Annotated in this window: 20 protein-coding genes; 15 read left to right on the forward strand and 5 right to left on the reverse strand. The window is 64.2% G+C overall.

Annotated features, from left to right (window positions below):
- Positions 1 to 8 precede the first annotated feature (8 nt).
- Complete coding sequence (locus L6639_RS07260; protein WP_237860227.1) at positions 9 to 683, reverse strand: DUF938 domain-containing protein; 675 nt, start codon at positions 681 to 683, stop codon at positions 9 to 11.
- A 225-nt stretch (positions 684 to 908) separates the two neighbouring features.
- Between L6639_RS07260 and soxX the strand changes: the two genes are divergently transcribed.
- From soxX to L6639_RS07315, 11 genes are all read left to right on the forward strand, one after another.
- Entirely contained in the window at positions 909 to 1265 is a 357-nt protein-coding gene (soxX, locus tag L6639_RS07265) for a sulfur oxidation c-type cytochrome SoxX (RefSeq protein ID WP_237860230.1), read from the forward strand.
- Between the two features lie 22 nt (positions 1266 to 1287).
- Positions 1288 to 1773: a thiosulfate oxidation carrier protein SoxY gene (soxY, locus tag L6639_RS07270; RefSeq protein ID WP_237860232.1), complete on the forward strand. Its 486-nt coding sequence runs from the start codon at positions 1288 to 1290 to the stop codon at positions 1771 to 1773.
- Between the two features lie 12 nt (positions 1774 to 1785).
- Entirely contained in the window at positions 1786 to 2097 is a 312-nt protein-coding gene (gene soxZ, locus L6639_RS07275; protein WP_237860235.1) for a thiosulfate oxidation carrier complex protein SoxZ, read from the forward strand.
- The gene (soxA, locus tag L6639_RS07280) at positions 2097 to 2960 is read left to right on the forward strand and encodes a sulfur oxidation c-type cytochrome SoxA (RefSeq protein WP_237860237.1); all 864 of its coding nucleotides are present in this window, start codon (positions 2097 to 2099) and stop codon (positions 2958 to 2960) included. The genes soxZ and soxA overlap by 1 nt, the downstream gene beginning before the upstream one ends.
- 8 nt (positions 2961 to 2968) lie before the next feature.
- Entirely contained in the window at positions 2969 to 3274 is a 306-nt protein-coding gene (locus L6639_RS07285; RefSeq protein ID WP_237860240.1) for a hypothetical protein, read from the forward strand.
- A gap of 105 nt (positions 3275 to 3379) precedes the next feature.
- A complete protein-coding gene (gene soxB, locus L6639_RS07290; RefSeq protein ID WP_237860242.1) occupies positions 3380 to 5125 on the forward strand; it encodes a thiosulfohydrolase SoxB in 1746 nt (581 codons plus the stop codon).
- Positions 5126 to 5130: 5 nt separating this feature from the next.
- Positions 5131 to 5586 carry a DsrE family protein gene (locus L6639_RS07295; protein WP_237860244.1) on the forward strand — a complete coding sequence of 152 codons (456 nt, stop codon included), beginning with the start codon at positions 5131 to 5133 and terminating at the stop codon, positions 5584 to 5586.
- 271 nt (positions 5587 to 5857) lie between these two features.
- A complete protein-coding gene (locus tag L6639_RS07300) occupies positions 5858 to 6898 on the forward strand; it encodes an MBL fold metallo-hydrolase (protein ID WP_237860247.1) in 1041 nt (346 codons plus the stop codon).
- A gap of 88 nt (positions 6899 to 6986) precedes the next feature.
- The gene (locus tag L6639_RS07305) at positions 6987 to 7148 is read left to right on the forward strand and encodes a hypothetical protein (RefSeq protein WP_237860249.1); all 162 of its coding nucleotides are present in this window, start codon (positions 6987 to 6989) and stop codon (positions 7146 to 7148) included.
- Between the two features lie 155 nt (positions 7149 to 7303).
- Complete coding sequence (locus tag L6639_RS07310; protein WP_237860251.1) at positions 7304 to 8512, forward strand: MFS transporter; 1209 nt, start codon at positions 7304 to 7306, stop codon at positions 8510 to 8512.
- A gap of 70 nt (positions 8513 to 8582) precedes the next feature.
- Positions 8583 to 10298 carry an N-acyl-D-amino-acid deacylase family protein gene (locus L6639_RS07315; protein ID WP_237860253.1) on the forward strand — a complete coding sequence of 572 codons (1716 nt, stop codon included), beginning with the start codon at positions 8583 to 8585 and terminating at the stop codon, positions 10296 to 10298.
- Positions 10299 to 10486: 188 nt separating this feature from the next.
- Here the strand turns inward: L6639_RS07315 and L6639_RS07320 are convergent, their stop codons facing one another.
- Positions 10487 to 11836: an MFS transporter gene (locus tag L6639_RS07320; RefSeq protein ID WP_237860255.1), complete on the reverse strand. Its 1350-nt coding sequence runs from the start codon at positions 11834 to 11836 to the stop codon at positions 10487 to 10489.
- Between the two features lie 144 nt (positions 11837 to 11980).
- On the opposite strand from L6639_RS07320, the gene L6639_RS07325 reads away from it, so the two are divergent.
- Genes L6639_RS07325 through L6639_RS07340 form a run of 4 tightly spaced genes read left to right on the forward strand, consistent with a single transcriptional unit; the run spans position 11981 to position 16580 of the window.
- Positions 11981 to 12634, forward strand: coding sequence for an ABC transporter ATP-binding protein (locus L6639_RS07325; protein WP_237860257.1), 654 nt, complete (start codon positions 11981 to 11983; stop codon positions 12632 to 12634).
- Positions 12631 to 15093, forward strand: a complete 2463-nt coding sequence (locus L6639_RS07330; protein WP_237860259.1) for an ABC transporter permease — start codon at positions 12631 to 12633, stop codon at positions 15091 to 15093. The genes L6639_RS07325 and L6639_RS07330 overlap by 4 nt, the downstream gene beginning before the upstream one ends.
- Positions 15083 to 16165 carry a lipocalin-like domain-containing protein gene (locus tag L6639_RS07335; RefSeq protein ID WP_237860261.1) on the forward strand — a complete coding sequence of 361 codons (1083 nt, stop codon included), beginning with the start codon at positions 15083 to 15085 and terminating at the stop codon, positions 16163 to 16165. The genes L6639_RS07330 and L6639_RS07335 overlap by 11 nt, the downstream gene beginning before the upstream one ends.
- A 28-nt stretch (positions 16166 to 16193) precedes the next feature.
- Positions 16194 to 16580, forward strand: a complete 387-nt coding sequence (locus L6639_RS07340) for an MAPEG family protein (protein WP_237860265.1) — start codon at positions 16194 to 16196, stop codon at positions 16578 to 16580.
- Between the two features lie 103 nt (positions 16581 to 16683).
- Here L6639_RS07340 and L6639_RS07345 read toward each other — a convergent pair whose 3' ends face one another.
- The 3 genes from L6639_RS07345 to L6639_RS07355 all read right to left on the reverse strand — a co-directional run bounded on the left by L6639_RS07345 (position 16684) and on the right by L6639_RS07355 (position 22428).
- A complete protein-coding gene (locus tag L6639_RS07345) occupies positions 16684 to 17874 on the reverse strand; it encodes an ABC transporter substrate-binding protein (protein WP_237860266.1) in 1191 nt (396 codons plus the stop codon).
- A gap of 163 nt (positions 17875 to 18037) precedes the next feature.
- A complete protein-coding gene (locus tag L6639_RS07350; protein WP_237860268.1) occupies positions 18038 to 21202 on the reverse strand; it encodes an efflux RND transporter permease subunit in 3165 nt (1054 codons plus the stop codon).
- Positions 21199 to 22428, reverse strand: coding sequence for an efflux RND transporter periplasmic adaptor subunit (locus L6639_RS07355; protein WP_237860270.1), 1230 nt, complete (start codon positions 22426 to 22428; stop codon positions 21199 to 21201). Before L6639_RS07355 ends, L6639_RS07350 begins: the two co-directional genes overlap by 4 nt.
- Positions 22429 to 22614 lie beyond the last annotated feature (186 nt).

Raw genomic sequence — 22614 nt, forward strand, 5'->3', positions numbered from 1 at the left:
CTCGCGCTTTACCCGTGCGCAAACACCAGCGTCAGATTGTTCGCGGGCATCTCGATCGTGTCGATCAGACGAAGGCCCGCACTGCGCGCGAGGGTCTCGACATCGCCGATATCGCGGACGCCCCATTCGGGATTGCCTTCGCGGAGCGACGTGTCGAACACCGCGTTGCTCAGCGCGGTGTGCTTGCCGTCACGCTTGAACGGGCCGTAGAGGAACAGCTCGCCATCGGGCCGCAAGTAGCGCACCGCGCCCGCGAACAGGCCCTCGGCCACGGTCCAAGGCGCAATGTGAATGACATTGGCGCAGAACACGGCCGCGAGATCCTTCGGCCCCTGCCCGCTCTTCATCTCCGGACACCAGCCGGAATCAGACAGATCGATTCGCAACGGGCTGCGGATGTTTGTCAGGCCCGAATGCACGCGCCAAGCCTCGATGCTCTTCACATGGCGCTGGTTGAGGTCGCTCGGCCACCAGACGAGATCAGGCGCGTGGCGGGCAAAATAAACCACGTGCTGGCCGGTTCCACTGCCGACCTCGACGACGTCGCCGGACCGGCCAGCGAGGTGCTTTTCGAGCGCTGCCCAGAGCGGCTCGTGATTGCGATGGAAGGCCGGTGCATCGAGACGGCCGTCAGACTCGACCCGCCCGCCATCCCTGCCAAATTCAACGACATATTCAGCCAATTCATGTCCCCGGAAAATGAGAAATCAGTCGAAAACGCACCGACGGCAAAACGCCCCCAAAACAGCGCCGGACAATGCCGGCTTGATGAACGAACTATCCCTTCAGTTGCAATGCGGAAGATATTAACGCCATTTTGCGGCCTGCATAGTCTTGATTGTCAGGGCATGTCCTTTGTGCTTTTGAACACTATCTTTTGCAGACATCATAAGCCTCGGAACGTTGCTTTGACCGCCTTTCCCCGCAAGCCCGCCCTGCTCCTCGCGCTGGTCGCCCTCACGGGCCTCGCCGCGCCCCCGGCGTGGGCGCAGTCCGCGATTGCCGAGGGCCAAAAGCTCGCCTTCGACCGCGGCAAGGGCAATTGCCTGACCTGCCACGTTATCAAGGGCGGCGATCTGCCCGGCACGATCGGTCCCGAGCTTAGGGATCTCAAGGCAAAATACCCTGATCGCAACGAGCTGGCCGCGATCCTGTTCGACGAGACCAAACGTAATCCGCAGACCATGATGCCGCCATTCGGCCGCAACCGCATACTGACGGAGCGGGAGATCAACGCGATCGTTGATTTCCTGCAGACGCTGTAATGGCGGGCCCAGGAGACCTTCGATGACCACGACCACTGGAACTCATCCGACGCGGCGCCTGATCCTGCAGGGCGCGGCCTCGGTCGCGCTGATCGGCCTCGGCAATCTGCCGTTCGTGCCGGCGCGTGCCGCGGCCAACGACAAATATCCGGAAGAGGCGTTCAAGCTGAAGAACGAAGCGGATGCGATCAAGGCGCTCTATGGCAGGACCGCCGAACCGTCGGACAAGATCAAGCTCGACGCGCCCGAGATCGCCGAGAACGGCGGCGTGGTGCCGATGTCGGTGACGACGACGCTCGACAAGGTGACCTCGATCTCGTTCTTCGTCGCCGAGAATCCGAACGCGCTGGCGGCAAGCTACAAGCTTCCCGAGGGAACGATCCCCGCTGTCGCCAACCGCCTGAAGATGGCGAAGACCAGCAATGTGACCGCGATCGTGGAAGCCGACGGCAAGCTCTACAGCGCGACCAAGGAAGTAAAGGTCACTGTCGGCGGCTGCGGCGGCTAAAGGAGATCGGAGATGGCATCCAGCATTCGCGTCCGCGCAACATCCAATGGCGATATCACCGAGGTGCAGACGTTGATCCAGCACCCCATGGACACCGGCCTCGTCAAGGACCCCAAGGGGGAATTGATCCCGGCGCACTACATCCAGGAAGTGAAGTTCGCATGTAACGGCAAGGACGTCTTCGTCGCCAATTGGGGCACCGCGATTTCCAAGGATCCCTACATCAAGTTCAGCTTCAGGGGCGCCAAGAAGGGCGACGACCTCGCGATCTCCTGGACCGACAACAAGGGCGGTTCCGACCAGACCACCGCGAAGATCGCGTGATGAAGCCCGGCTTCGCCCTCCTGCTCTCCTCGTTGAGCGCCGCGCTTGTCGCGTTCGCGCTCACCGCTCCCTCAGTTGTTGCGGCCGACAAGGTCGATCCCGTCGCTGACGCCAAGGCTTTCCAGAACTTCTACTTCCAGAAGTTTCCCAACGTGAAGCACGAGGATTTCGTCAACGGTCCTTATTCCCTGAACGAGGGCATGAAACGGCAATGGCTGGAGAAGGAAGAATTCCCGCCTTACGAGTTCGCGCTCGACGCCGGCAAGGAGATGTTTGCGACGCCGTTCAAGAACGGCAAGACCTATGCCGACTGCTTCCCGAACGGCGGCCTCGGCATTCGCCAGAACTATCCTTATTTCGACACCAAGGAGGGCAAGGTCGTCACGCTGGAGCTCGCGCTCAACCGCTGCCGCGAGGCCAATGGCGAACAGCCCTACTCCTACGTCAAGGACGAGATGGCCTCGCTGACGGCGTACATGGCCTTCACCTCGCGCGGCAAGCCGATGGACATCAAGATTCCCGATGATCCGCGCGCGTTGGAGGCGTTCGAAAGCGGCAAGCGCTATTTCTACACCCGCCGCGGTCAGCTGAACTTCTCCTGCGCCAGTTGCCATGTGCAGAGCCCGGGCGAGCGCATCCGCGCCGAGGTGCTGGCGCCGGCGCTCGGCATCCTCAATGCGATGCCCATCTACCGCTCCGAGTGGAGCGGCATGGGCACGATCAGCCGCCGCTTCATGACCTGCAACAGCCAGACCCGCGCGGTCCCGCTGGAGCCGCAGTCGGATGAATATCGCGACGTCGAATACTTCCTGTCCTACGTCGCCAACGGCCTGCCGATTTCGGGCCCGGGGGCACGACCATGAGCGCGGCCATGAAGCGGACACTTACCTTGACCATGTTGCTTGCATTGAGCCTCGCGCCATCGGCGCGCGCGTCAAATGAAGCAGAGTACAAGGCGGCCTACGCCGCCGCGGAGGCTGCGTCCAAGGAGGCGGCCGGCATGCGCAACCAGTGGACCACGACCGTCTCGACGCTGGCGACCGCCAAAAAGGCGGGCGACGGCGGCGATTACGATGGCGCCGTGGCTGCAGCCAAAGAGGCCGAAGCGCTGGCGAAGGCTTCGGTCTTCCAGGCGACCTCTGAAAAAGAGGCCTGGAAGGCGATGGAAATCCGCTAAGCTAGATCCCAGCTATTGTTTGAGCATGATCTTGTCGGAAAACGGCTACACACTTTTCCTGATCATACTCGCAGAACTGCCGATAACCGGCGCGGAGAATGTGTGATGGCGATCCGCCGCCGCGATTTCCTGAGGGGCTCAGCCGTTGCTGCCGCGTCTGTCGTGCTGCCGCGGCTTGCGCGTGGTGCCGAGGCCGCCAGCATTTACGACATCGAGCGCTTCGGCAATGCGCGGATCCTGCACACCACCGACACGCATGCGCAGCTCAATCCAGTCTATTTCCGCGAGCCCAGTATCAACATCGGTATTGGCGAGATGGCGGGGCGACCGCCGCACCTGGTCGCCCGCGCGTTCCTGGAGCACTTTGGGATCCGGCCCGACAGCGCGGATGCCTATGCCTTCACCTCAGTCGAGTTCGAGAAATCCGCCGGCCGGTTCGGCAAGCTCGGCGGCTTCGCTCATTTGAAGACACTGATCGACCGCTTGCGTAACGATGTCGGCGAGAGGCGCGCCATGCTGGTGGACGGCGGTGATCTCTGGCAGGGCACGGGCCTTGCCAACGTCATGCACGGCCGCGACATGGTCGAGGTTGCCAATCTGCTGGGCATCGAGGCGATGACCGGGCATTGGGAGTTCACCTATGGCGAGCAAGCGCTGCGCGACAATCTCGAGCACTTCAAGGGCGAGTTTCTGGCGCAGAATGTCTTCCTGACCGAGGAGGCCGCGTTCAACGACGCCCCGGCCTTCGACAAGGCCAGCGGGCGCGTGTTCAAGCCGTCAATCATCAAGGAGCTCAGTGGCCATCGCGTTGCGATCATCGGCCAGGCTTTTCCTTACGTGCCGATCGCGCATCCCAAGCGCTTTACGCCGGACTGGACCTTTGGCATCCGCGAGGAAGAGCTGCAGACGCATGTCGATGCCTTGCGCGGCACCGATAAGGTCGATGCAATCATTCTGCTCTCGCATAACGGCATGGATGTCGACCTCAAGCTCGCAAGCCGTGTCACCGGCATCGACGTCATTCTCGGCGGACACACCCACGATGCCGTGCCGCAGCCGATCGCGGTGAAGAATCCCGGTGGCACCACACTCGTCACCAATGCCGGCTCCAACGGGAAATTTCTTGCCGTGCTCGATCTCGCGCTCGACAAGGGCAAGGTAAGCGACGTCAGATATCATCTGCTGCCGGTTTATTCCGAGCTCTTGAAGCCCGATCCTGCCATGGCCGAGCTGATCGGAAAGCTGCGCGCGCCATACGTCACCGACTGGTCGGAGAAGATCGCAACGCCGGACCGGCTGCTCTATCGCCGCGACAATTTCGCCGGCCCCGTCGACGAGTTGATCTGTACCGCGCTGCGCAACGAGCTCGATGCCGAGATCGCGCTATCGCCCGGCTTCCGCTGGGGCGTCACCGCGTTATCAGGCCAGCCGATCACGATGGAAGACGTGCTCGCGGAGACCGCGATCACCTATCCCGAAACCTATGTGCAGGAGATGACGGGCGCGGAGATCAAGGACGTACTGGAAGACATCTGCGACAATCTCTTCAACGCCGATCCCTATCATCAGCAGGGCGGCGACATGGTGCGCGCCGGCGGGCTGAGCTATGCCTGCAGCCCGGCCAGCGCGATCGGCAGCCGCATCTCCGATCTGAAGCTCGACAATGGCAGGGCGATCAGCGCCAGCCATCGCTACAAGGTCGCAGGCTGGGCCTCGGTCAACGGCCAGCAGGGCGCGGCGGTGTGGGACGTCGTCGCAAAACATCTGCGCTCGGGCCGGATGTTTCAGGAGCGGCTGGGCAGCGGCGTCACGCTGAAAGGCGTCGACGGCAATCCGGGCATCGCGGGATAGCGACGATGCGGGCGCAAATTTTCCGCACGATCATGCTGGCGCTGCTCGCCTGGGCCGCGGTGCCAGCAACGTTTGCACAACAGGTGCCGTTGCAGGACAAGCCGTTCGCCGAGCACAAGATCGTGCTGCAACTCTCGGATAGCGACGCGAAGAAGCAGGCGCTGGTGCTGAGCGTCGCCAACAATCTGCTGAAGGCCTACGATCCCGACAAGATTGCGGTCGAGGTCGTCACCTTCGGCCCCGGCATCGATCTGCTGCTGTCCGGCAGCGAGCGCCGCAAGCAGGTCGAGAGCCTGATCGCGCAAGGCGTGCGCTTCGACATCTGCCTCAACACCGTCGACACGATCGAGCGGGAGACCGGCAGGCGGCCGGAGTTCATTCCCGCAGCGACGCCGGTGCAGGTGGGCGTGGGGCAGATCCTGTTTCTGGCGGAGAATGGGTACACGCTGGTGCGGCCGTAGGGACGTCCCAAGTTTGGGCTCTCCGCGGCGCCTCACTCAGCGTCATTCCCCGCGTAGGCGGGGAATCTAGTACGCCGCGGCCTCTCCGTACCCCTCATCGCCTCTGGAATACTGGATCGCCCGCCTTCGCGGGCGAAGGCAGCAGAGGGTGGGGCGGCCATCGCGTCGTAATAAAAATCTTCTAAATTTTCTTATTTCAACAGCACATTACTTCTCCTTCTACCCTCCGGCGTAGTAGAATCCTCGAAATCACTCCACGCCGGGTCCTGCCATGATCTTCCGCCAGCTCTTCGACAGCGTTTCGGGAACCTACAGCTATCTGCTGGCCAGCCGCCCCGGCGGCGAGGCGCTGATCCTCGATCCCGTGCTGGAGAAGGTCGATCGCTACTGCCAGCTATTGCGCGAGCTCGATCTCAAGCTGGTCAAGGCGGTCGACACTCATCTGCACGCCGACCATGTCACCGGCCTCGGGGAGCTGCGCGACCGCACCCATTGCATGACCGTGATGGGCGACCAGACCAAGGCCGACGTGGTGGCGATGCGCGTTGCCGACGGCGACAAGGTGACGATCGAAGGCCTCTCGCTCGACGTGATGTACACGCCGGGCCATACCGACGATTCCTATTCCTATCTCATGGGCGACCGCGTCTTCACTGGCGACACGCTTTTGATTCGCGGCACCGGCCGCACCGATTTCCAGAATGGCTCGTCGCGCGCACAGTACGATTCAATATTCAATCGCCTGCTCAAGCTGCCTGACGAGACGATGGTGTTCCCTGCGCATGACTACAAGGGCGACACCGTCTCCACCATCGGCGAGGAGAGGCGCTACAATCCCAGGCTCCAGGTGCGTTCGGTCGACGAATATATCGAGCTGATGGCCAATTTGAAGCTGCCCAATCCGAAGATGATGGACGTGGCGGTGCCCGCCAACATGCGCGTCGGCCTGCATCAGGAGGAGCTGGAGAAAGAGGGCCGTGCGCTCAGCGCCGTCGAGGCGATCCGTTCGCTGCATCGGCCCGACATCCTCTTGGTCGATCTGCGCGAGGCCAACGAGCGGATCAAGCACGGCATGCTCGAGGGCGCGCTTCACACGCCCTATCCAAGCATCGAGGAAAGTCTCAAGCCCGGCGGCATGCTGCGCGAGGTTGCGGCCGCGACCGGCCGCCGCGTCGTGTTTTTCTGCGCCTTCGGCGAGCGCTCGGCCATGGCTGTTGCTGCCGCCAAGCAGGCCGGCCTCTCCAACACGGCTCATATCGCCGGCGGCATCGATGCCTGGAAGAAGGCGGGTGGGCCGGTGGTGCAAGCCTGACGGCAGCGTCAACTGCCTTGAGATAAGTCAGCAACCGCATAGATTCTTCGGCTAGAAGCGGATGACGCTTCACCATCCTGGACCAGCCATGGCCAATTCAGCCAAACCGAGCGAACCGCCGAAGACCAAAACCGCAGCCGACAAGGCCAAGAAGCCACCGCCGCCACGCGACACCGACGACGATTACGAAGACGGCGACATCGCCACGCCGAAGCGCGATCGCTATGGGAATGACGACGAGCCGTTGTAAGGCGTGATGGCGCTGACAACTAGGCCGGGACGACGATGTGGATACCGGCGTCCCTCACACCCCACCCGCACTACCTGCCATGCGCCTGCGATCATGGACAAATAGCCGGACACCCCGATAGTTTGCACGCCCTCAGGGAGTCAAACGGAACCGCAATGGTCGATGTTCTCGCCGCACCGCAACAAGGCAAGGCGGACAGCGCGCTGCGCACGCTGACCGGGATCTCGATCGCGCACTGGGTCAGCCATTTTCATCTGCTGGTCCTGCCGATGCTGTTTCCATTCCTGAAAGTTCAACTCGGCGTCGGCTATGTCGAGCTCGGCTTCGCGTTGACCGTGTCGGCCGTGGTCTCCGGTCTGACGCAGGCACCGACCGGCTATCTCGTCGACCATTTTGGTGCGCGCAAGATTTTGCTCGGCGGACTGACGCTCGGCGGCCTCGCGCTTGTTTTGCTCGGGCTACATCTGAGCTACGCCTCGCTGATCGCCTGCGCCGTGCTGCTCGGGCTCGCCAATAGCGTCTATCATCCGGCCGATTACGCGATTCTCGCCGAGCACATGGACGAGGCGCGGATGGGCCGCGCGTTTTCGGTCCACACCTTTGCCGGCTATTTCGGCGGCGCCGTCGCTCCGGCGATCGTCGCCGCACTGATCACGGTGTCCGGCGGCGTCGGTGCGCTGCTCGCCTCGGGCGCGATCGGCGTGCTGGTGGCGCTGCTGCTGGTGATGATGAGCATTCCCGATGCCGGCGCGCACAAGGCCAAGCCTGGAAACGCCGATGCACCGAAGCAGGCCGTCATCACGCCGGCGCTGATCACGCTGACCGCGCTGTTCATGCTGCTGAGCCTGTCGGTGGCCGGCATCAACAATTTCGGCGTGGTGGCGCTGATGAGCGGCTACGGCGCAACCTATTCCGTGGCCAATGTGGCGCTGACCGCGTTCCTCGGCTCAAGCGCCGCGGGCGTGCTCGCGGGCGGCTTCCTCGCCGACCACACCGAGCGCCACGGCTATGTCGCCGCCGCCTGCTTTGCCGCGAATGCCGCCATCGTGCTGCTGATCGCGCTGGTGACGTTGCCGGCCTGGGCCCTGACTGCCACGATGGCAACCGCGGGCTTCCTCTCGGGCGTGATCGCGCCGTCGCGGGACATGCTGGTGCGCAACGCCGCGCCTCCCGGTGCCGCGGGCCGCGCGTTCGGCATCGTCTCCACCGGCTTCAATCTCGGCGGCATCGTCTCACCGCTGCTGTTCGGCTGGATCATGGACCAAAGCGCGCCGCACTGGGTGTTCGGGGCGTCAGTGATCTTCATGGTCGCTACCGTGATGCTGTCGCCGTTCACCGAGCGGAAGACGCGAGCCAAGGCTTAGCGAGAAGTTTTACCGTCGTCCCGGCGAAGGCCGGGACGACAAGAAGCAAAACAAACCGGGACGAAACACCATGAGCACCCCTGATCTCGTGATCCGTGGCGGCACCGTCGCGGACGGCCACGGCGGCGAGCTGTTCGAGGCTGACGTCGCCATCACCGGTGGCAAGATCAGCGAGGTGGGCAAGGTCGCGGCCAAGGGCAAAGAAGAAATCGACGCGCGCGGAAAGCTGGTGACGCCGGGCTTCGTCGACGTGCACACCCATTACGACGGGCAGGTCACCTGGAGCCAGGACATCACGCCGTCGTCGCAGAACGGCGTCACCACCGCGATCATGGGCAATTGCGGCGTCGGCTTCGCACCGTGCAAGCCCGCCGATCACACCCGCCTGATCCAGCTGATGGAAGGCGTCGAGGACATTCCCGAGCCGGTGCTGAGCGCCGGCATTCCCTGGGCCTGGGAGAGCTTCCCTGATTACATGGACTGGCTGTCCAAGCGCGATTTCGACATCGATGTCGGCGCGCAGCTGCCGCATGCGGCATTGCGGGTCTATGTCATGGGCGAGCGCGGCGCCCGCCGCGATCCCTCGACGGCGGAAGACAATGCGGCGATGGCCAAGCTTGCGGGCGAAGCGGTACGATCCGGCGCGCTCGGCTTCTCGACCTCGCGCACGCTCAACCACCGCACCTCGACCGGCGATTTCACGCCAACGCTGAAAGCGGGCGAGGACGAGCTCACCGCGATTGCCGGCGCGATGCACAGCCAGGGCCGCAGCGTGCTGCAATTCGTGCTCGATCTTTCCACCATCCATGAAGACCTGCCGATGATGCTGCGGGTGGCCGACAGCACAAAGTGCCCGATCTCGTTCTCGATCACGCAGAATGACAGATCACCCAACCGCTGGCGCCAGACGCTGGACGAGATCAATGCGGCGGCGAAGCGCGGGCTGTCCATCACCGCGCAGATCGCGGCGCGCCCGGTCGGTCTGCTGCTCGGGCTCGAGCTGTCACGCAATCCGTTCCAGACCCATCCCAGCTACAAGGCGATCGCGCATTTGCCTCTGAAGGAACGGCTGGCGCGGTTGCGCCAAGCCGATGTGCGCAAGGCGATCCTGAGCGAGAGCGCGACTGCGACTGACGATCCGCTGTTCTTCCGCCCGAACTACGACAAGATGTTCCTGCTGGGCGATCCCCCCGACTACGAGCAGCCGCCGGAGAATGCGCTGGGGCCGCAGGCGCGCAAGCAGGACCGCCAGCCGGAGGAGCTCGCTTATGATGCGATGCTGTCGGACGAGGGCCGCGGCATGCTCTACGTGCCGTTCCTCAATTATTCCGACGGCAATCTCGACGCGACGCGCGAGATGCTGATCGATCCGCAATCGGTGCCCGGCCTTTCCGACGGCGGCGCCCATTGCGGCATCATCTGCGATGCCAGCTTCCCGACTTATCTGCTGACGCACTGGACGCGTGACCGCAAGCGCGGCGAGAAGCTGTCGATCCCCTTCGTGGTCGCAGCGCAGTCGCGCAAGACGGCGTTGTCGGTGGGGCTGACCGATCGCGGATTGATCGCGCCGGGCTGCAAGGCCGACGTCAACGTGATCGATTACGACCGCCTGCATCTGCATCCACCCAAGGTGCATTACGACCTGCCGGTCGGTGGTCGCAGGCTGCTGCAGGATGTCGACGGCTATGAGGCCACGATCGTCTCGGGCGTGGTGACGCGGCGGCAGGGCGAGGCGACGGGGCGAAGGCCGGGGAAGCTGATTCGGGGTGCGCAGGGGATGCAGTAAGCGGGCGCATGTTGAGCGCGATGTTTCCGCAATGTAGGCGTCGTCCCGGCGAAGGCCGGGACCCATAACCACGAAAAGGAGTTGGAGCGCAGGGCTCCCACTCCGAGTCTTCGCCAAACTGCTCCCTGGGGGTATGGGTCCCGGCCTTCGCCGGGACGACACTTGTTTCGTGGCAGGCTTTGGAAGACCTACGTCGGCGACACTGCGCGCTTCAGCGGCGCCGTCTGCACCGCCGCACCACGCGTCAGCCTCGCCTTTTCCGAGTTCGGCCAGAGCAGCAGCAGCCCGACCACACCGGAGCCGATCATGATCACGGCGTTGATGGTAAATCCGGTCATGTAGCCGTCGATCATGCTGCCGGCGCGCTCGATCACCTTGCCCATCACGTAGGGCGCGATGATGCCCGAGAGCGTATAGAGTGCGCCGTAGATCGCGAGGATCGCGCCGCGCTGCGAGGCCGGGGTAAACTCGCCGAGCATCGGCGGGCAGACGACATAGATCGCGCCGCAGAGACCGGAACCGACCACCAAGAGCGCGATCTGCAAGCCCGCACCCTGCATGTGAGGCATCGTTGTGAGAATGAGGCCGCCGATGATCAGCGGCACCGAGCCCAGCACGCCACGCGACATGCGCGTGGTGTAGCCGCGCACCATCATCACCTGCGAGATCCAGCCGGTCAGAATCACGATGGTGGCGCCGAACACCCAGGGCAGGATCGAGATCCAGCCGGCGTCGCTCTGCGAAAAGCCAAGTCCCTTGACGATGAAGGACGTAAACCACGTGAGTCCGAGCGACAGCGCCCAATAGGCGCCGAAGGTTGCGATCACGCAGCCGAGGAAGGTGCGCGAGGTCAGAAGGCGGATGTAGGGAATTTTCGGCTCACTGACGGCGAGCGCCTGCGTGTCCTCGAGCGGGCCTTCCTTGCCCAGCGCCAGCCAGGCGCAGACCCAGATCAGGCCGACCACGCCGAGCGCCCCGAAGGCATAGTGCCAGGAGTGATTGACGATGACCCAGTTCAGCGCCGGCACGGCCAGGATGACCCCGAAGGCCGAGCCCTGTGTCAGGACCGCGGTCGGCAGCGTGCGCTTCTCGTCGGGGAACCATTTGTAGATTGCGTGCGTCGCGACCGAAGCCGCCGGACCTTCGCCCGCACCGAGCACGATGCGGCAGATCAAGAGCGTGCTGAAGCTGACGGTGCCGACCATCGGAAACTGCGCCAGCGCCCAGACCACGGCGAGCGTCAGCAACACATAGCGCGTCGCCACCTTGTTGACGAGGAAGCCGACCACGATGGCCGAGATCGAGAACAGGAAGAAGAACGAGGAGCCGAGCAGGCCGAATTGCGCAGGCTCGAGCTTCAAGTCGGTCATGATCGGCACGCCGGCGAGGCCGACGACGATCTTGTCCGCGAAGTTCACCACCATCAGGAGAAAAAGGAGAAAAACAATGGTCCAGGCGCCCTTCGGCGTCGCCGTGGACGTTTGCTTGGACGTCCCTGCCATCCTGGCTGCCGCGGACGGCGTTCCCTGAGCGCTCATCATTCTCCCCGTATGTCTTCTTGTCGGCACTTTTGATTTGGCCGTCTTGGGAGCTAACAACGGCTTGAACGGCAACGCAACCCCGGCATTTCCGCGGCAAGTGTGCTACGCAGCACGGAGTTAATTCCGTCCGGCGAACAGACCTTGCTGAGTATCCGAAACCTCTCCAAAACCTTCACCTCGGCCGGCGAGCCCGTGCATGTGCTGCGCGGCGTCGACCTCGACCTCAAAGCCGGCGAACGCGTCGCGCTCACGGGCGAATCCGGCAGCGGCAAGAGTACGCTGCTGCATTTGATCGCAGGGCTGGATGCCGCCGATGGCGGCTCGATCCGCCTGGAGGACACCGAGATCACTGAGCTTGCCGACGCCGGCCGCGCCGAGTTGCGGCGCGACCGGATCGGTCTCGTGTTTCAGCAGTTCAACTTGATCCCAAGCCTGTCGGTCGCCGACAATCTCGCTTTCCAGGCCCGCATCGCCGGTCGGCACGACGCGCCCTGGACCAAGGAGCTGGTCGAGCGGCTCGGCCTCGGCGGCCTGCTCAAGCGTTATCCCGAGCAATTATCAGGCGGCCAGCAGCAGCGGGTCGCAATCGGCCGGGCGCTGGCGACAAAACCGTCGCTGCTGCTCGCGGACGAGCCGACCGGCAATCTGGATGAAGCCACCGCCGACGACGTGCTGGCGCTGACGCGCGACCTCGTCGCGCGCACCGGCTGCGGCTTCCTGATGGTGACGCACAGCCTGCATCTGGCCGGCACGCTCGACCGCCACATCGTCCTCCATGCGGGACGGATCGCATGAGGCGCGCGCTCTGGGTGCTGGCGGTGCTGCTGAGCCATTGGCGCCGGCACAGGATGCAGTTCGCAACGCTGCTGATCGGGCTGATCGCTGCGACCGCGCTGTGGAGCGGCGTGCAGGCGATCAACCAGCAAGCCCGCACGGCCTATGACCGTGCGGCGGCGACGTTTGGCGGCGTGCGCACGGCGACGCTGATCTCGCCCAATACGGCGACCTTCCCGCAAGAGCTTTTCATAAAGCTTCGCCGCGCGGGCTGGCCGGTCTCGCCGGTGCTGGAAGGCCGGGTCCAGATCAACGGACGCTCGATCCGGCTGCTTGGCATCGAGCCGGTGACGCTGCCAGTTGACGTCGGCAATGCGCCGCGCCTCGGAGCCGCGGACCTCAGCAGCTTCGTCGCCGCGCCCGGACAGACGCTAGTGGCGCGGGAGACGCTGAGCGATTTGCACGAGAGCGAAGGAACGACGCCGTCGATCAGCAGCGGCGCAAAGCTGCCGCCGCTGCATGTGCAGCCGCAGCTGGTGCCTGATGTGCTGGTGGTCGATATCGGCGTGGCGCAGCGGCTCCTCAACAAGCCGGATCAGGTCTCGCGTCTGCTGATCGGCAGGGCGAGAGGCAAGCCGGCACCGCTGCAAAGCGTCGTCGGCGAGGAGTTGAAGCTGAAAGAGCCGACCGCGGAGACGGAGCTGGAGCGACTCACCGACAGTTTCCACCTCAACCTCACCGCCTTCGGCCTGCTGTCGTTCTTCGTCGGTCTGTTCATCGTCAATTCCGCCGTCGGCCTCGCCTTCGAGCAGCGGCTGCCGATGCTGCGGACCTTGCGCGCTTGCGGCGCCTCGGCACGGCTGGTCAACTCCGTCCTGGTCGTCGAGCTGGTGGCGCTGGCGCTGGTCGCGGGGCTGATCGGGCTCGTCTGCGGTTATGTCATCGCAGCAGCGCTGCTACCAGACGTCGCGGCGTCGCTGCGCGGACTCTATGGTGCGCAGATTCCGGGGCAGCTGACGCTGCGGCCCGAGTGGTGGCTCGCCGGCATCGGCATCAGCGTTCTAGGCGCGATCGTGGCGGCTGCGACCAGCCTCATCAAGGCGATCAGGATGCCGGTGCTGGCGACCGCGCAGCCGCGGGCCTGGCAGCAGCGACAGCGCCGCTGGCTGATCCTGCAAAGCTTCGCTGCCTGCGCCGTGTTCGCGGTCGCGCTGCTGCTGCTCTATTACGGACAGTCCTTGATCGCCGGCTTCGCCCTGCTGGCTGCGCTGATGCTCGGCGCGGCGCTGATCCTTCCGGCCCTCCTCGAGATCCTCCTGCTTGCCGGCCAGCGGCTTGCGCGCGGGCCGCTGGCGCTGTGGTTCTGGGCGGACAGCCGGCAGCAGCTCTCGGGACTCTCGCTGGCGCTGATGGCTCTGCTGCTCGCGCTGGCAGTCAATGTCGGCGTCTCGACCATGGTAGAAACCTTCAGCCGCACCTTTGTCGGCTGGCTCGACGGACGGCTCGCCGCCGACGTCTACATCAGCGCTGCCGACAACGCGCAGAGCATCGCGATCCGCAACTGGCTGAAGGACCGCAGCGAGGTACAGGCGATCCTGTCGGGCGGCCGCGCGGAGACGCAGGTTCAGGGCCAACCGGTGGAGTTGCTCGGCCTGCCCGATCACGCGCTCTATCGCGAGCGCTGGCCGCTGCTGGAGACCGCGCCGCGCGCCTGGACCCAGTTGGTCCCGGGCAATGCCGCCTTCATCAGCGAGCAGCTGAGCCGCCGCCTCAATATCCGCGTTGGCGACGTCATCGAGGTGCCAGCGCCAGGCGGAACCTGGGAGCTCGACATCGTCGGCATCTATGCCGATTACGGCAATCCCAAAGGGCAGCTTGCCGTCAACGTCGCGGCGCTGATCCGGCAGTTTCCGCAGACGCCGCAGACACGGATCGGGCTGATTGTCCCGCGTGACAAGATTCCCGGCCTGATCGCGGCCTTGCAGAAGCAGTTCGCGCTCGACGACCGCGCGGTGGCCGACCAGGCCACGGTGAAGGCGGAATCGATCCGCATCTTCAACCGCACCTTTGCGGTGACCTCCGCGCTCAATGCCTTCACGCTCGGCGTCGCCGGCATCGCGCTCCTCACCAGCCTGCTGACGCTGGCAAACTCGCGCCTGCCACAGCTCGCGCCGCTCTGGGCGATCGGCATCACCCGGCCGCGCCTCGCCGCGATCGAGCTGACCAAGACGCTGTCGGTCGCGCTGTTCACGTCGCTGCTCGCGGTGCCGCTTGGGTTGCTGGTGGCGTGGTGCCTGATCGCGATCGTCAATGTGAAGGCGTTCGGCTGGCGGCTGCCGTTCCATGTGTTTCCGCTGCAATTGATCGAGTTGGTCGCGGTCGCGCTTGTCGCCTCGCTGCTGGCCGCGCTGCTGCCGGTGTTGCGGCTGGCGCGGATGCAGCCGGCGAGTCTCGTCAAGGTGTTTGCCAATGAGCGCTGACAAACTCTCGCGGCGCGCGTTCGCTGCCGGTATCGCAGCCCTTGCTCTCGCGCGCCGCGCCGCCGCGCAAGGCTATGCCGGGCTCGGCGAGACCGCCGACGGCTTCGCAAAGGTCACGCCCGGAAAGACGTTCACGTTCCCTGCCGATCACGGGCCGCATCCGGACTTTCGCATCGAGTGGTGGTATCTGACCGCAAATCTCGTCGACGTCAGTGGCGCGGCATGCGGGCTGCAATGGACGCTGTTCCGCCAGGCTGCAAAGCCGGGACCGCAAGGAGAAGGCTGGGCCAATCAGCAGATCTGGATGGCACATGCCGCGGTGACGCGCGCCGACACGCATCGATTCAGCGAGCTGTTTTCTCGCGGCGGCATCGGACAGGCGGGCGTCGAGGCAAAACCGTTTGCTTCGTGGATCGATGATTGGGAGATGAAGGGGTCCGAGCGCACCGACGACCGGACCTTGTCGCCGGTGACTCTGAAAGCCTCGGGCACCGACTTCAGCTACGCGCTGACACTGGAGACCGATCGTCCGGTCGTGCTGCAGGGTGACGGCGGCTACAGCCGCAAATCCGAGCGCGGGCAGGCGTCCTATTATTACAGCCAGCCGTTCTACCGCGCGCGCGGCACGCTCACGATCGACGACAAGCCGATCGAGGTCTCAGGCCAGGCCTGGATGGACCGCGAATGGAGCAGCCAGCCGCTCGACACTGATCAGACCGGCTGGGACTGGCTGTCGCTGCATCTCGTCTCCGGCGACAAGCTGATGCTGTACCGGCTGCGCCAGAAGGACGGCAAGGATTACCCGTTCGGCAACTGGATCAGCGCCGCCGGCGAGACGCAGATGATTGCGGGAGGCGACATCCAGATGACGCCAAAGGCGACGGCGGACGTGGCGGGCCGCAAGCTGCCGGTGGAATGGCAGATCGCGATCCCGTCGCACTCGTTCTCGATTTCCTGCAAGCCGCTCAATCCGAAGGCGTGGATGGGGACCGGCTTCTCTTACTGGGAAGGACCGATCAGCTTTACCGGCACGCATGACGGCGTTGGCTATCTCGAGCTGACCGGCTATTGAAGCGCGACCTGTTTGAAGGGATCTTGCGATGTATCATTTCACCGCCCTCGTCACGCTGCTTGCGCTTGCGTTTTATTTCTTCACCTGCATCAACGTCTCGCGGTCCCGGACCAGGACCGGCGTGAAGGTGCCGGCGATGTCGGGCCATCCGGATTTTGAGCGCGCCTTCCGCATCCAGATGAATACGCTGGAATGGATGCCGATCTTCCTGCCGTCGCTGTGGCTGTTCGCGATCTACATCAGCGATGCCATTGCAGCCGCAATCGGCGCGGTCTGGATCATCGGCCGCATCGTGTATTTCATCGGCTATTCGCAAGCCGCCGCCAAGCGCGGCCCGGGATTTGCGATCCAGGCGACCGCGGCGATCGCGCTGTGGGCGGGGGCGTTGTGGGTCGTGGTGTTGAGGGTGGTGTGAGGCAAGATCGCGCCTCAATCTCAGCCGTCGTCCCGGACAAGCGCGCCCCTAGGCGCGCGCCGATCCGGGACGACATTGGGGCTTGTAGCGCTAGCTCAACCCCTCACTTCGTCAGAGGGCAGCCGCTGTCCTTGGCTGTCGAAAACGCCTGGTCGCCGGGGACGACGGCGAGCTGCTTGTAATAGTCCCACGGCTTCTTCGATTCCGAGGGCTTCTTGACCTCGAACAGATACATGTCGTGGACCATGCGGCCGTTGGCGAGCACCTTGCCCTTGGCGAAGGCGTCATCGACCGGCAATTCCTTCAGCTTCTTGGCGACCGCGTCGGTGTCCTTGGTGCCGGCGGCTTTCACTGCCTTCAGATAGCTCAGCGTCGCCGAATAGGTGCCGGCATGGATCATGCTCGGCATCCGGCCGGTGCGCTTGAAGAAACGCTCGGAGAAGGCACGCGAGGCATCATCATGATCCCAATAGAAGCCTTCGGTCAGGACCAGGCCCTGCGCCGCCTGCAAGCCAAGACCGTTCACCTCGGCGAGCGTCATCAGCAGGCCGGCAAGTTTCTGGCCACCCTGCACGATGCCGAATTCAGCCGCCTGCTTGATCGAGTTGGTGGTATCCTGACCGGCATTGGCGAGGCCGACGATCTTCGCCTTCGAACTCTGCGCCTGCAGCAGGAAGGACGAGAAGTCCGACGAGTTGAGAGGCACGCGGACCGAGCCCAGCACCTTGCCGCCGCTGGCCGTGACGATCTCGCTGGTGTCCTTCTCCAGCGCATAGCCGAACGCGTAATCAGCGGTGAGGAAGAACCAGGTGTCGCCGCCGGCCTTGGTCAGCGCGCCGCCGGTGCCGACCGCAAGCGCGTGGGTATCGAAGGCCCAGTGGAAGCCGTAGGGCACGCATGAAGCGCCTGTTATGGCCGATGTCGCCGCGCCGACCACGATGTCGATCTTCTTCTTTTCCTTCGACAGCTCCTGCACTGCGAGCGCGACCGACGAGGTCGTCAGCTCGGTGATCATGTCGACGTTCTCGGCGTCGTACCAGCGGCGCGCGATGGATGTGGCGAGGTCAGGCTTGTTCTGGTGATCGGCGGTGACCATCTCGATCTTCTGGCCGAGCACCTCGCCGCCAAAATCCTCGATCGCCATCTTCGCTGCTTCGACGGAGTACTTGCCGCCGTAATCGGCATAAACGCCGGACTGATCGTTGAGGATGCCGATCTTGACGCCTTGCGCGAAAGCCGGCGCGGCCAGCAAAAGGGCCGAGGTTGCGACAGCGGCCAAAAGTCCTGATTTCATTCGTTATCTCCCAGCAGTGTTCTGTTTTGAAATCGCGCGGATATTAGTGAAGAACGGGGGGCGTGCCCATGGGTTTCGTGCTGATCGTTGGCAGGGGCGCCAAGCAAAAACTGTCGTCCCGGCGAAGGCCGGGACGACGTCGAGATTTTGGATACGTTGGTGGTCAAGATGACGAGACCGCCCCCTTCTCGTTCCGGCCCTCGGCCAGGTTCCGCACCACGACATAGAAGATCGGAGTGAACAGCAGCCCGAACAGGGTGACGCCGATCATGCCGAAGAACACGGCAACGCCGACGGCCTGGCGCATTTCGGAACCTGAGCCGGACGAGATCACCAGCGGCAACACGCCGAGGATGAATGCGAAGGATGTCATCAGGATCGGCCGCAGGCGCAGGCGGCAGGCCTCGATCACGGCCTCCAGCCGCGGCTTGCCCTCCTTCTCGATGTCGCGCGCGAACTCGACGATCAGGATCGCGTTTTTCGCCGCCAACCCCACCAGCACGACGAAGCCGATCTGGGTGAGGATGTTGACGTCCTGGCCCATGATGCGCACGCCGATCGTGGCAGCGAGCAGGCACATCGGCACGATCAGGATCACCGCGAACGGCAGTGTCCAGCTGCCATATTGCGCGGCAAGCACGAGATAGACGAACAGCACGCAGATCGGGAACACATAGAGGCCGGCATTGCCGCCGTTGATCTGCTGATAGGACAGGTCGGTCCACTCGAAGGTGAAGCCGCTCGGCAAAGTGTCGTCGGCGAGCTTCTTGATGGCATTGAGCGCGGTGGTCGAGCTCGTGCCCGGCGCCGGCTCGCCCTGAAGCTCCGACGCCGCATAGAGATTGTAGCGCGCCACGCGATCGGGTCCCGAGACATCCCTGAAGTCGACCACGCTGCCGAGCATCACCATGTCGCCGGAGGCGTTGCGCGTGCGCAGGCGCGCGAGATCGCTGGGCTCCTTCCGGAACGGGAAGTCAGCCTGCGCGGTGACGTGATAGGTACGGCCGAACAGATTGAAGTCGTTGACATAGGTCGATCCGAAATAGGTCTGGATCGTGTCGTTGATGTTGGCGATGGGCACGCCAAGCTTCTGCGCCTTGGTGCGGTCGATGTCGACGAACAGCTGCGGCGTATTGGCGGAGAACGGCGAGAACACCGTGGGGGCAAGGAGCGCTGGCGATTTGCGCGCCGCGGCGACGAGTTCATCGGTTGCGGACGCCAGCAGCTCCGGTCCACGCCCCTGCCGATCCTGGATGCGGATGGTGAAGCCACCGCCGGTGCCGATGCCGGGCACGGCCGGCGGCGGAATCACGATGATGAAGGCGCCCTGGATCGCAGCCAATCGCTTGCGCAGCTCGGCTGTGATGGCATTCGCCGTCAAGCCCTTCTTCAGCCGCACCTCGGGCTCATCGAAAACAGGGAAGAGCGCCGCCGCATTGCCGGCCTGCGTGCGCGTCGCGCCGGAGAAGCCGGCGAAGGCCGCGACGCGGACGATACCTGGCGTATCCAGCGAGATCCGCTCGATCTCTCGGACAATCTCGGTGGTCCGCGCCAGCGATGCCGCACCCGGCAGCTGCGCCGAGATGATGACATAGCCGCGATCCTGCGCGGGGATGAAGCCCTGCGACGTCGTCCCGATCAGCCAGCCTGCGCTGCCGATGAGCACGACATAGATCAGGATCATCACCACGGAGTGCCGGATGACGAAATTGGCGAGGCCGGCATAGCCGTGCGAGAGCCGGTCGAATACGCGGTTGAAGACGCCGGTGAAGGCATTCCATCCGCGCGCGAACAGATTCCACGCGGCAGGCGGCCGCTTCTCGGCGTGGGGCGTGAGGATCAGCGAAGCCAATGCCGGCGACAGCGTCAGCGAGCAGAAGCAGGAGATCGCGGTCGCAACCGCGATGGTCACCGCGAATTGCTGGAAGAATTGCCCGGAGATGCCGCCGAGGAACGCCGTCGGCACGAACACCGCGCAGAGCACCAGGGCGATCGAGACCAGCGCGCCGCCGACCTCCTCCATCGTCTTCAGCGCCGCGTCGCGCCGGCTGAGCCCGTGCTCGAGATGCCGCTCGACATTCTCGACCACGACGATGGCGTCGTCGACCACGATGCCGACCGCAAGCACGAGCCCGAACAGCGTCAGATTGTTGATGGAGAAGCCGAGCGCCGCCATCACTGCAAAGGTGCCGACCAGCGACACCGGAATGGCGATGATCGGGATGATCGCCGGCCGCCATCCCTGCAGGAACACCAGCACGACGACCACCACGAGCAGCATGGCTTCGTAGATGGTCTTGATCAGCTCGTGGACGGACTGCGCGATGAATTCGGTCGGGTTGTAGCCGATGTTGAAGTCGAGGCCCTTCGGAAAGCCCTGCTTGAGCTTCGCCATCGTGTCGGAGATGTTCTTGGCCGTCGCGAGCGCATTCGATCCCGGCCGCTGCGTCACCAGCATGGCGACCGCGGATTTACGCAGCAGGAAGCTGTTGGTCGAATAAGCGAGCGCACCGAGCTCGATGCGAGCGACGTCGCGCAGGCGCACCGTGCGGCCGTCCGAGCCGGCCTTGATCAGGATGTCCTCGAACTGTTTCTGGTCTTTCAGCCGCCCGGTGAAGACGAGGTTTGGCTGGAAGGCGCGGTCGGCAATCGGCGGCTCGGCGATCTGGCCGCCGGCAATCTGCACGTTCTGGGCGCGGATCGCGGCCAGCACCTCGGTCGAGGTCAGGCCAAGATTGGCGATACGATCAGGGTCGAGCCACAGCCGCATCGAATAGTCGCGCGCGCCAAACATCTGGATGTCGCCGACACCGTCGATGCGGAGCAACTGGTCGCGGACCTGCAGCAGTGCATAGTTGGAAATATAGAGCTGGTCGAACGTGTCGTCCGGCGACAGCATGAACACGACCATCAGGATGTCGGGCGAGTTCTTGCGGGTGACGACACCGTTGCGCTGCACTTCATCCGGAAGCTGCGGCTGCGCGATCGCTACCCGGTTTTGAACCAGCACCTGCGCCTTGTCGAGATCGGTGCCAAGCTTGAAGGTGACGGTGATGGTGAGCTGGCCGTTCGAGGTGGCCTGGCTGTAGAGATACAGCATGTCCTCGACGCCGTTAATCTGCTGCTCGATCGGAGCAGCGACGGTGTCGGACACGGTTTGCGCCGAGGCGCCGGGATATTGCGTGGTGACGACGACGGTCGGTGGCACCACTTGCGGATATTCGGAGATCGGCAGCGTCGAATAAGCGAGCGTGCCGACGATCAGGAGCACGATCGACAGCACCATCGCCAGGATGGGCTGGTTGATGGACAGACGGCCAAGATTCATGACTTGTCACCAGCCTTCGCACCGGTCTTGCCACCTGCCGGCGCTTGAGCAGGAGATGGGGCGACCTTGGCGCCGACACGCGCGCGCTGGATGCCGTTGACAATGACGCGGTCATCCGCGTTCAACCCCTCGCGGATGACGCGCAGGCCGTCATCGAGCGGTCCGAGCACGACGGGCCGCGCTTCGACGGTATCGTCGGACTTCACCACGAAGACGATCTTGCGCGACTGGTCGGTGGCGATTGCGGTATCCGGGATCAGCAGCGCTTCGTACGGCGCGCTGCCGATCAGGCGGACGCGACCGAACTGGCCGGGCAGGATCGAGAGGTCAGTGTTCTTGACCACGGCGCGGCTGCGCAATGTGCCGGTGGAAACATCGAGGCGGTTGTCGAGGAAGTTGATGGCGCCATCATGCGACGGCTTGGTCTCGCCCGCGAGCGTCACCTGCACGGGGTTTGCGGTGTCGCGCGAACTTGGGCGTTTTCCCTCGAACCAGAGCTTGCTGTATTTGATGAAGGTCGTCTCATCCATGTCGAAATAGATGTAGATCGGGTCGAGCGAGACGATCGAGGTCAGCAGCGTCGAGGTGCCGGTGTCGCTGCCCTGCACGAGGTTGCCGGGGCTGACCAGATGGCGGCTGACGCGGCCGGTGAGTGGCGCGGTGACATGGGTGAACTCGATGTTGAGCCGGGCGGCCTTCAGCGCGCCCTCGGCCTGGGTCTCGGCAGCGTGCGCGGCCTGCAAGGCTTGGCGGCGCTGGTCGACGACCTGCTCGGAGACCGCGCTGGTCTGCACCAGATTCAGGCCGCGGTCGAGCTCGCGCTTGGCAAGTTCTACCTTGGCGCGGGCGTCGGATAGCTGGCCGTCGGCCTGCTCGGCCACCGCCTCGAACGGCCGCGGGTCGATGACGTAAAGCAGATCGCCCTGATGCACGATCGCGCCATCCTGGAACTCGACCGAGTTGACGAAGCCGCCGACGCGGGGGCGCACCTGCACCTCCTCGACCGCCTCGAAGCGACCGGTGTATTCGTCCCAATCGGTGACGGTGCGCTTGACCGGCTGGGCAACGGTCACGGGCGGAGGCGGCGGCGCGGCCGCTTGCGAGGTCGGTTGTCCGCAACCGCTGAGGGCGACGGCCGCAGCAAGAAGACCGGCTAGCGCATAAGGCCGGAGCTGAACGAAATCGTGCGTTTTGACAAATTGCTCGCTTCCGTCCGGTCCACTCATCCCAGGTCCTCGCATGAAAGCCGCGGAAAATGCAGGGTAGTCCTCTACCCGCGGGCGCCACAAGATGGGTGGCGATGATGAAATCTTCAAGACTACCTCGCGCACAATGCTCGGCAGGATGCCCTGGCCTGATGGCGAGTTGACACGCGCTCTCTTCGCCTATTCCCGCCTGCGGAGAGGGAGAAG

The sequence above is a fragment of the Bradyrhizobium zhengyangense genome, from assembly GCF_022012555.1.
Lineage (GTDB): Bacteria > Pseudomonadota > Alphaproteobacteria > Rhizobiales > Xanthobacteraceae > Bradyrhizobium > Bradyrhizobium zhengyangense.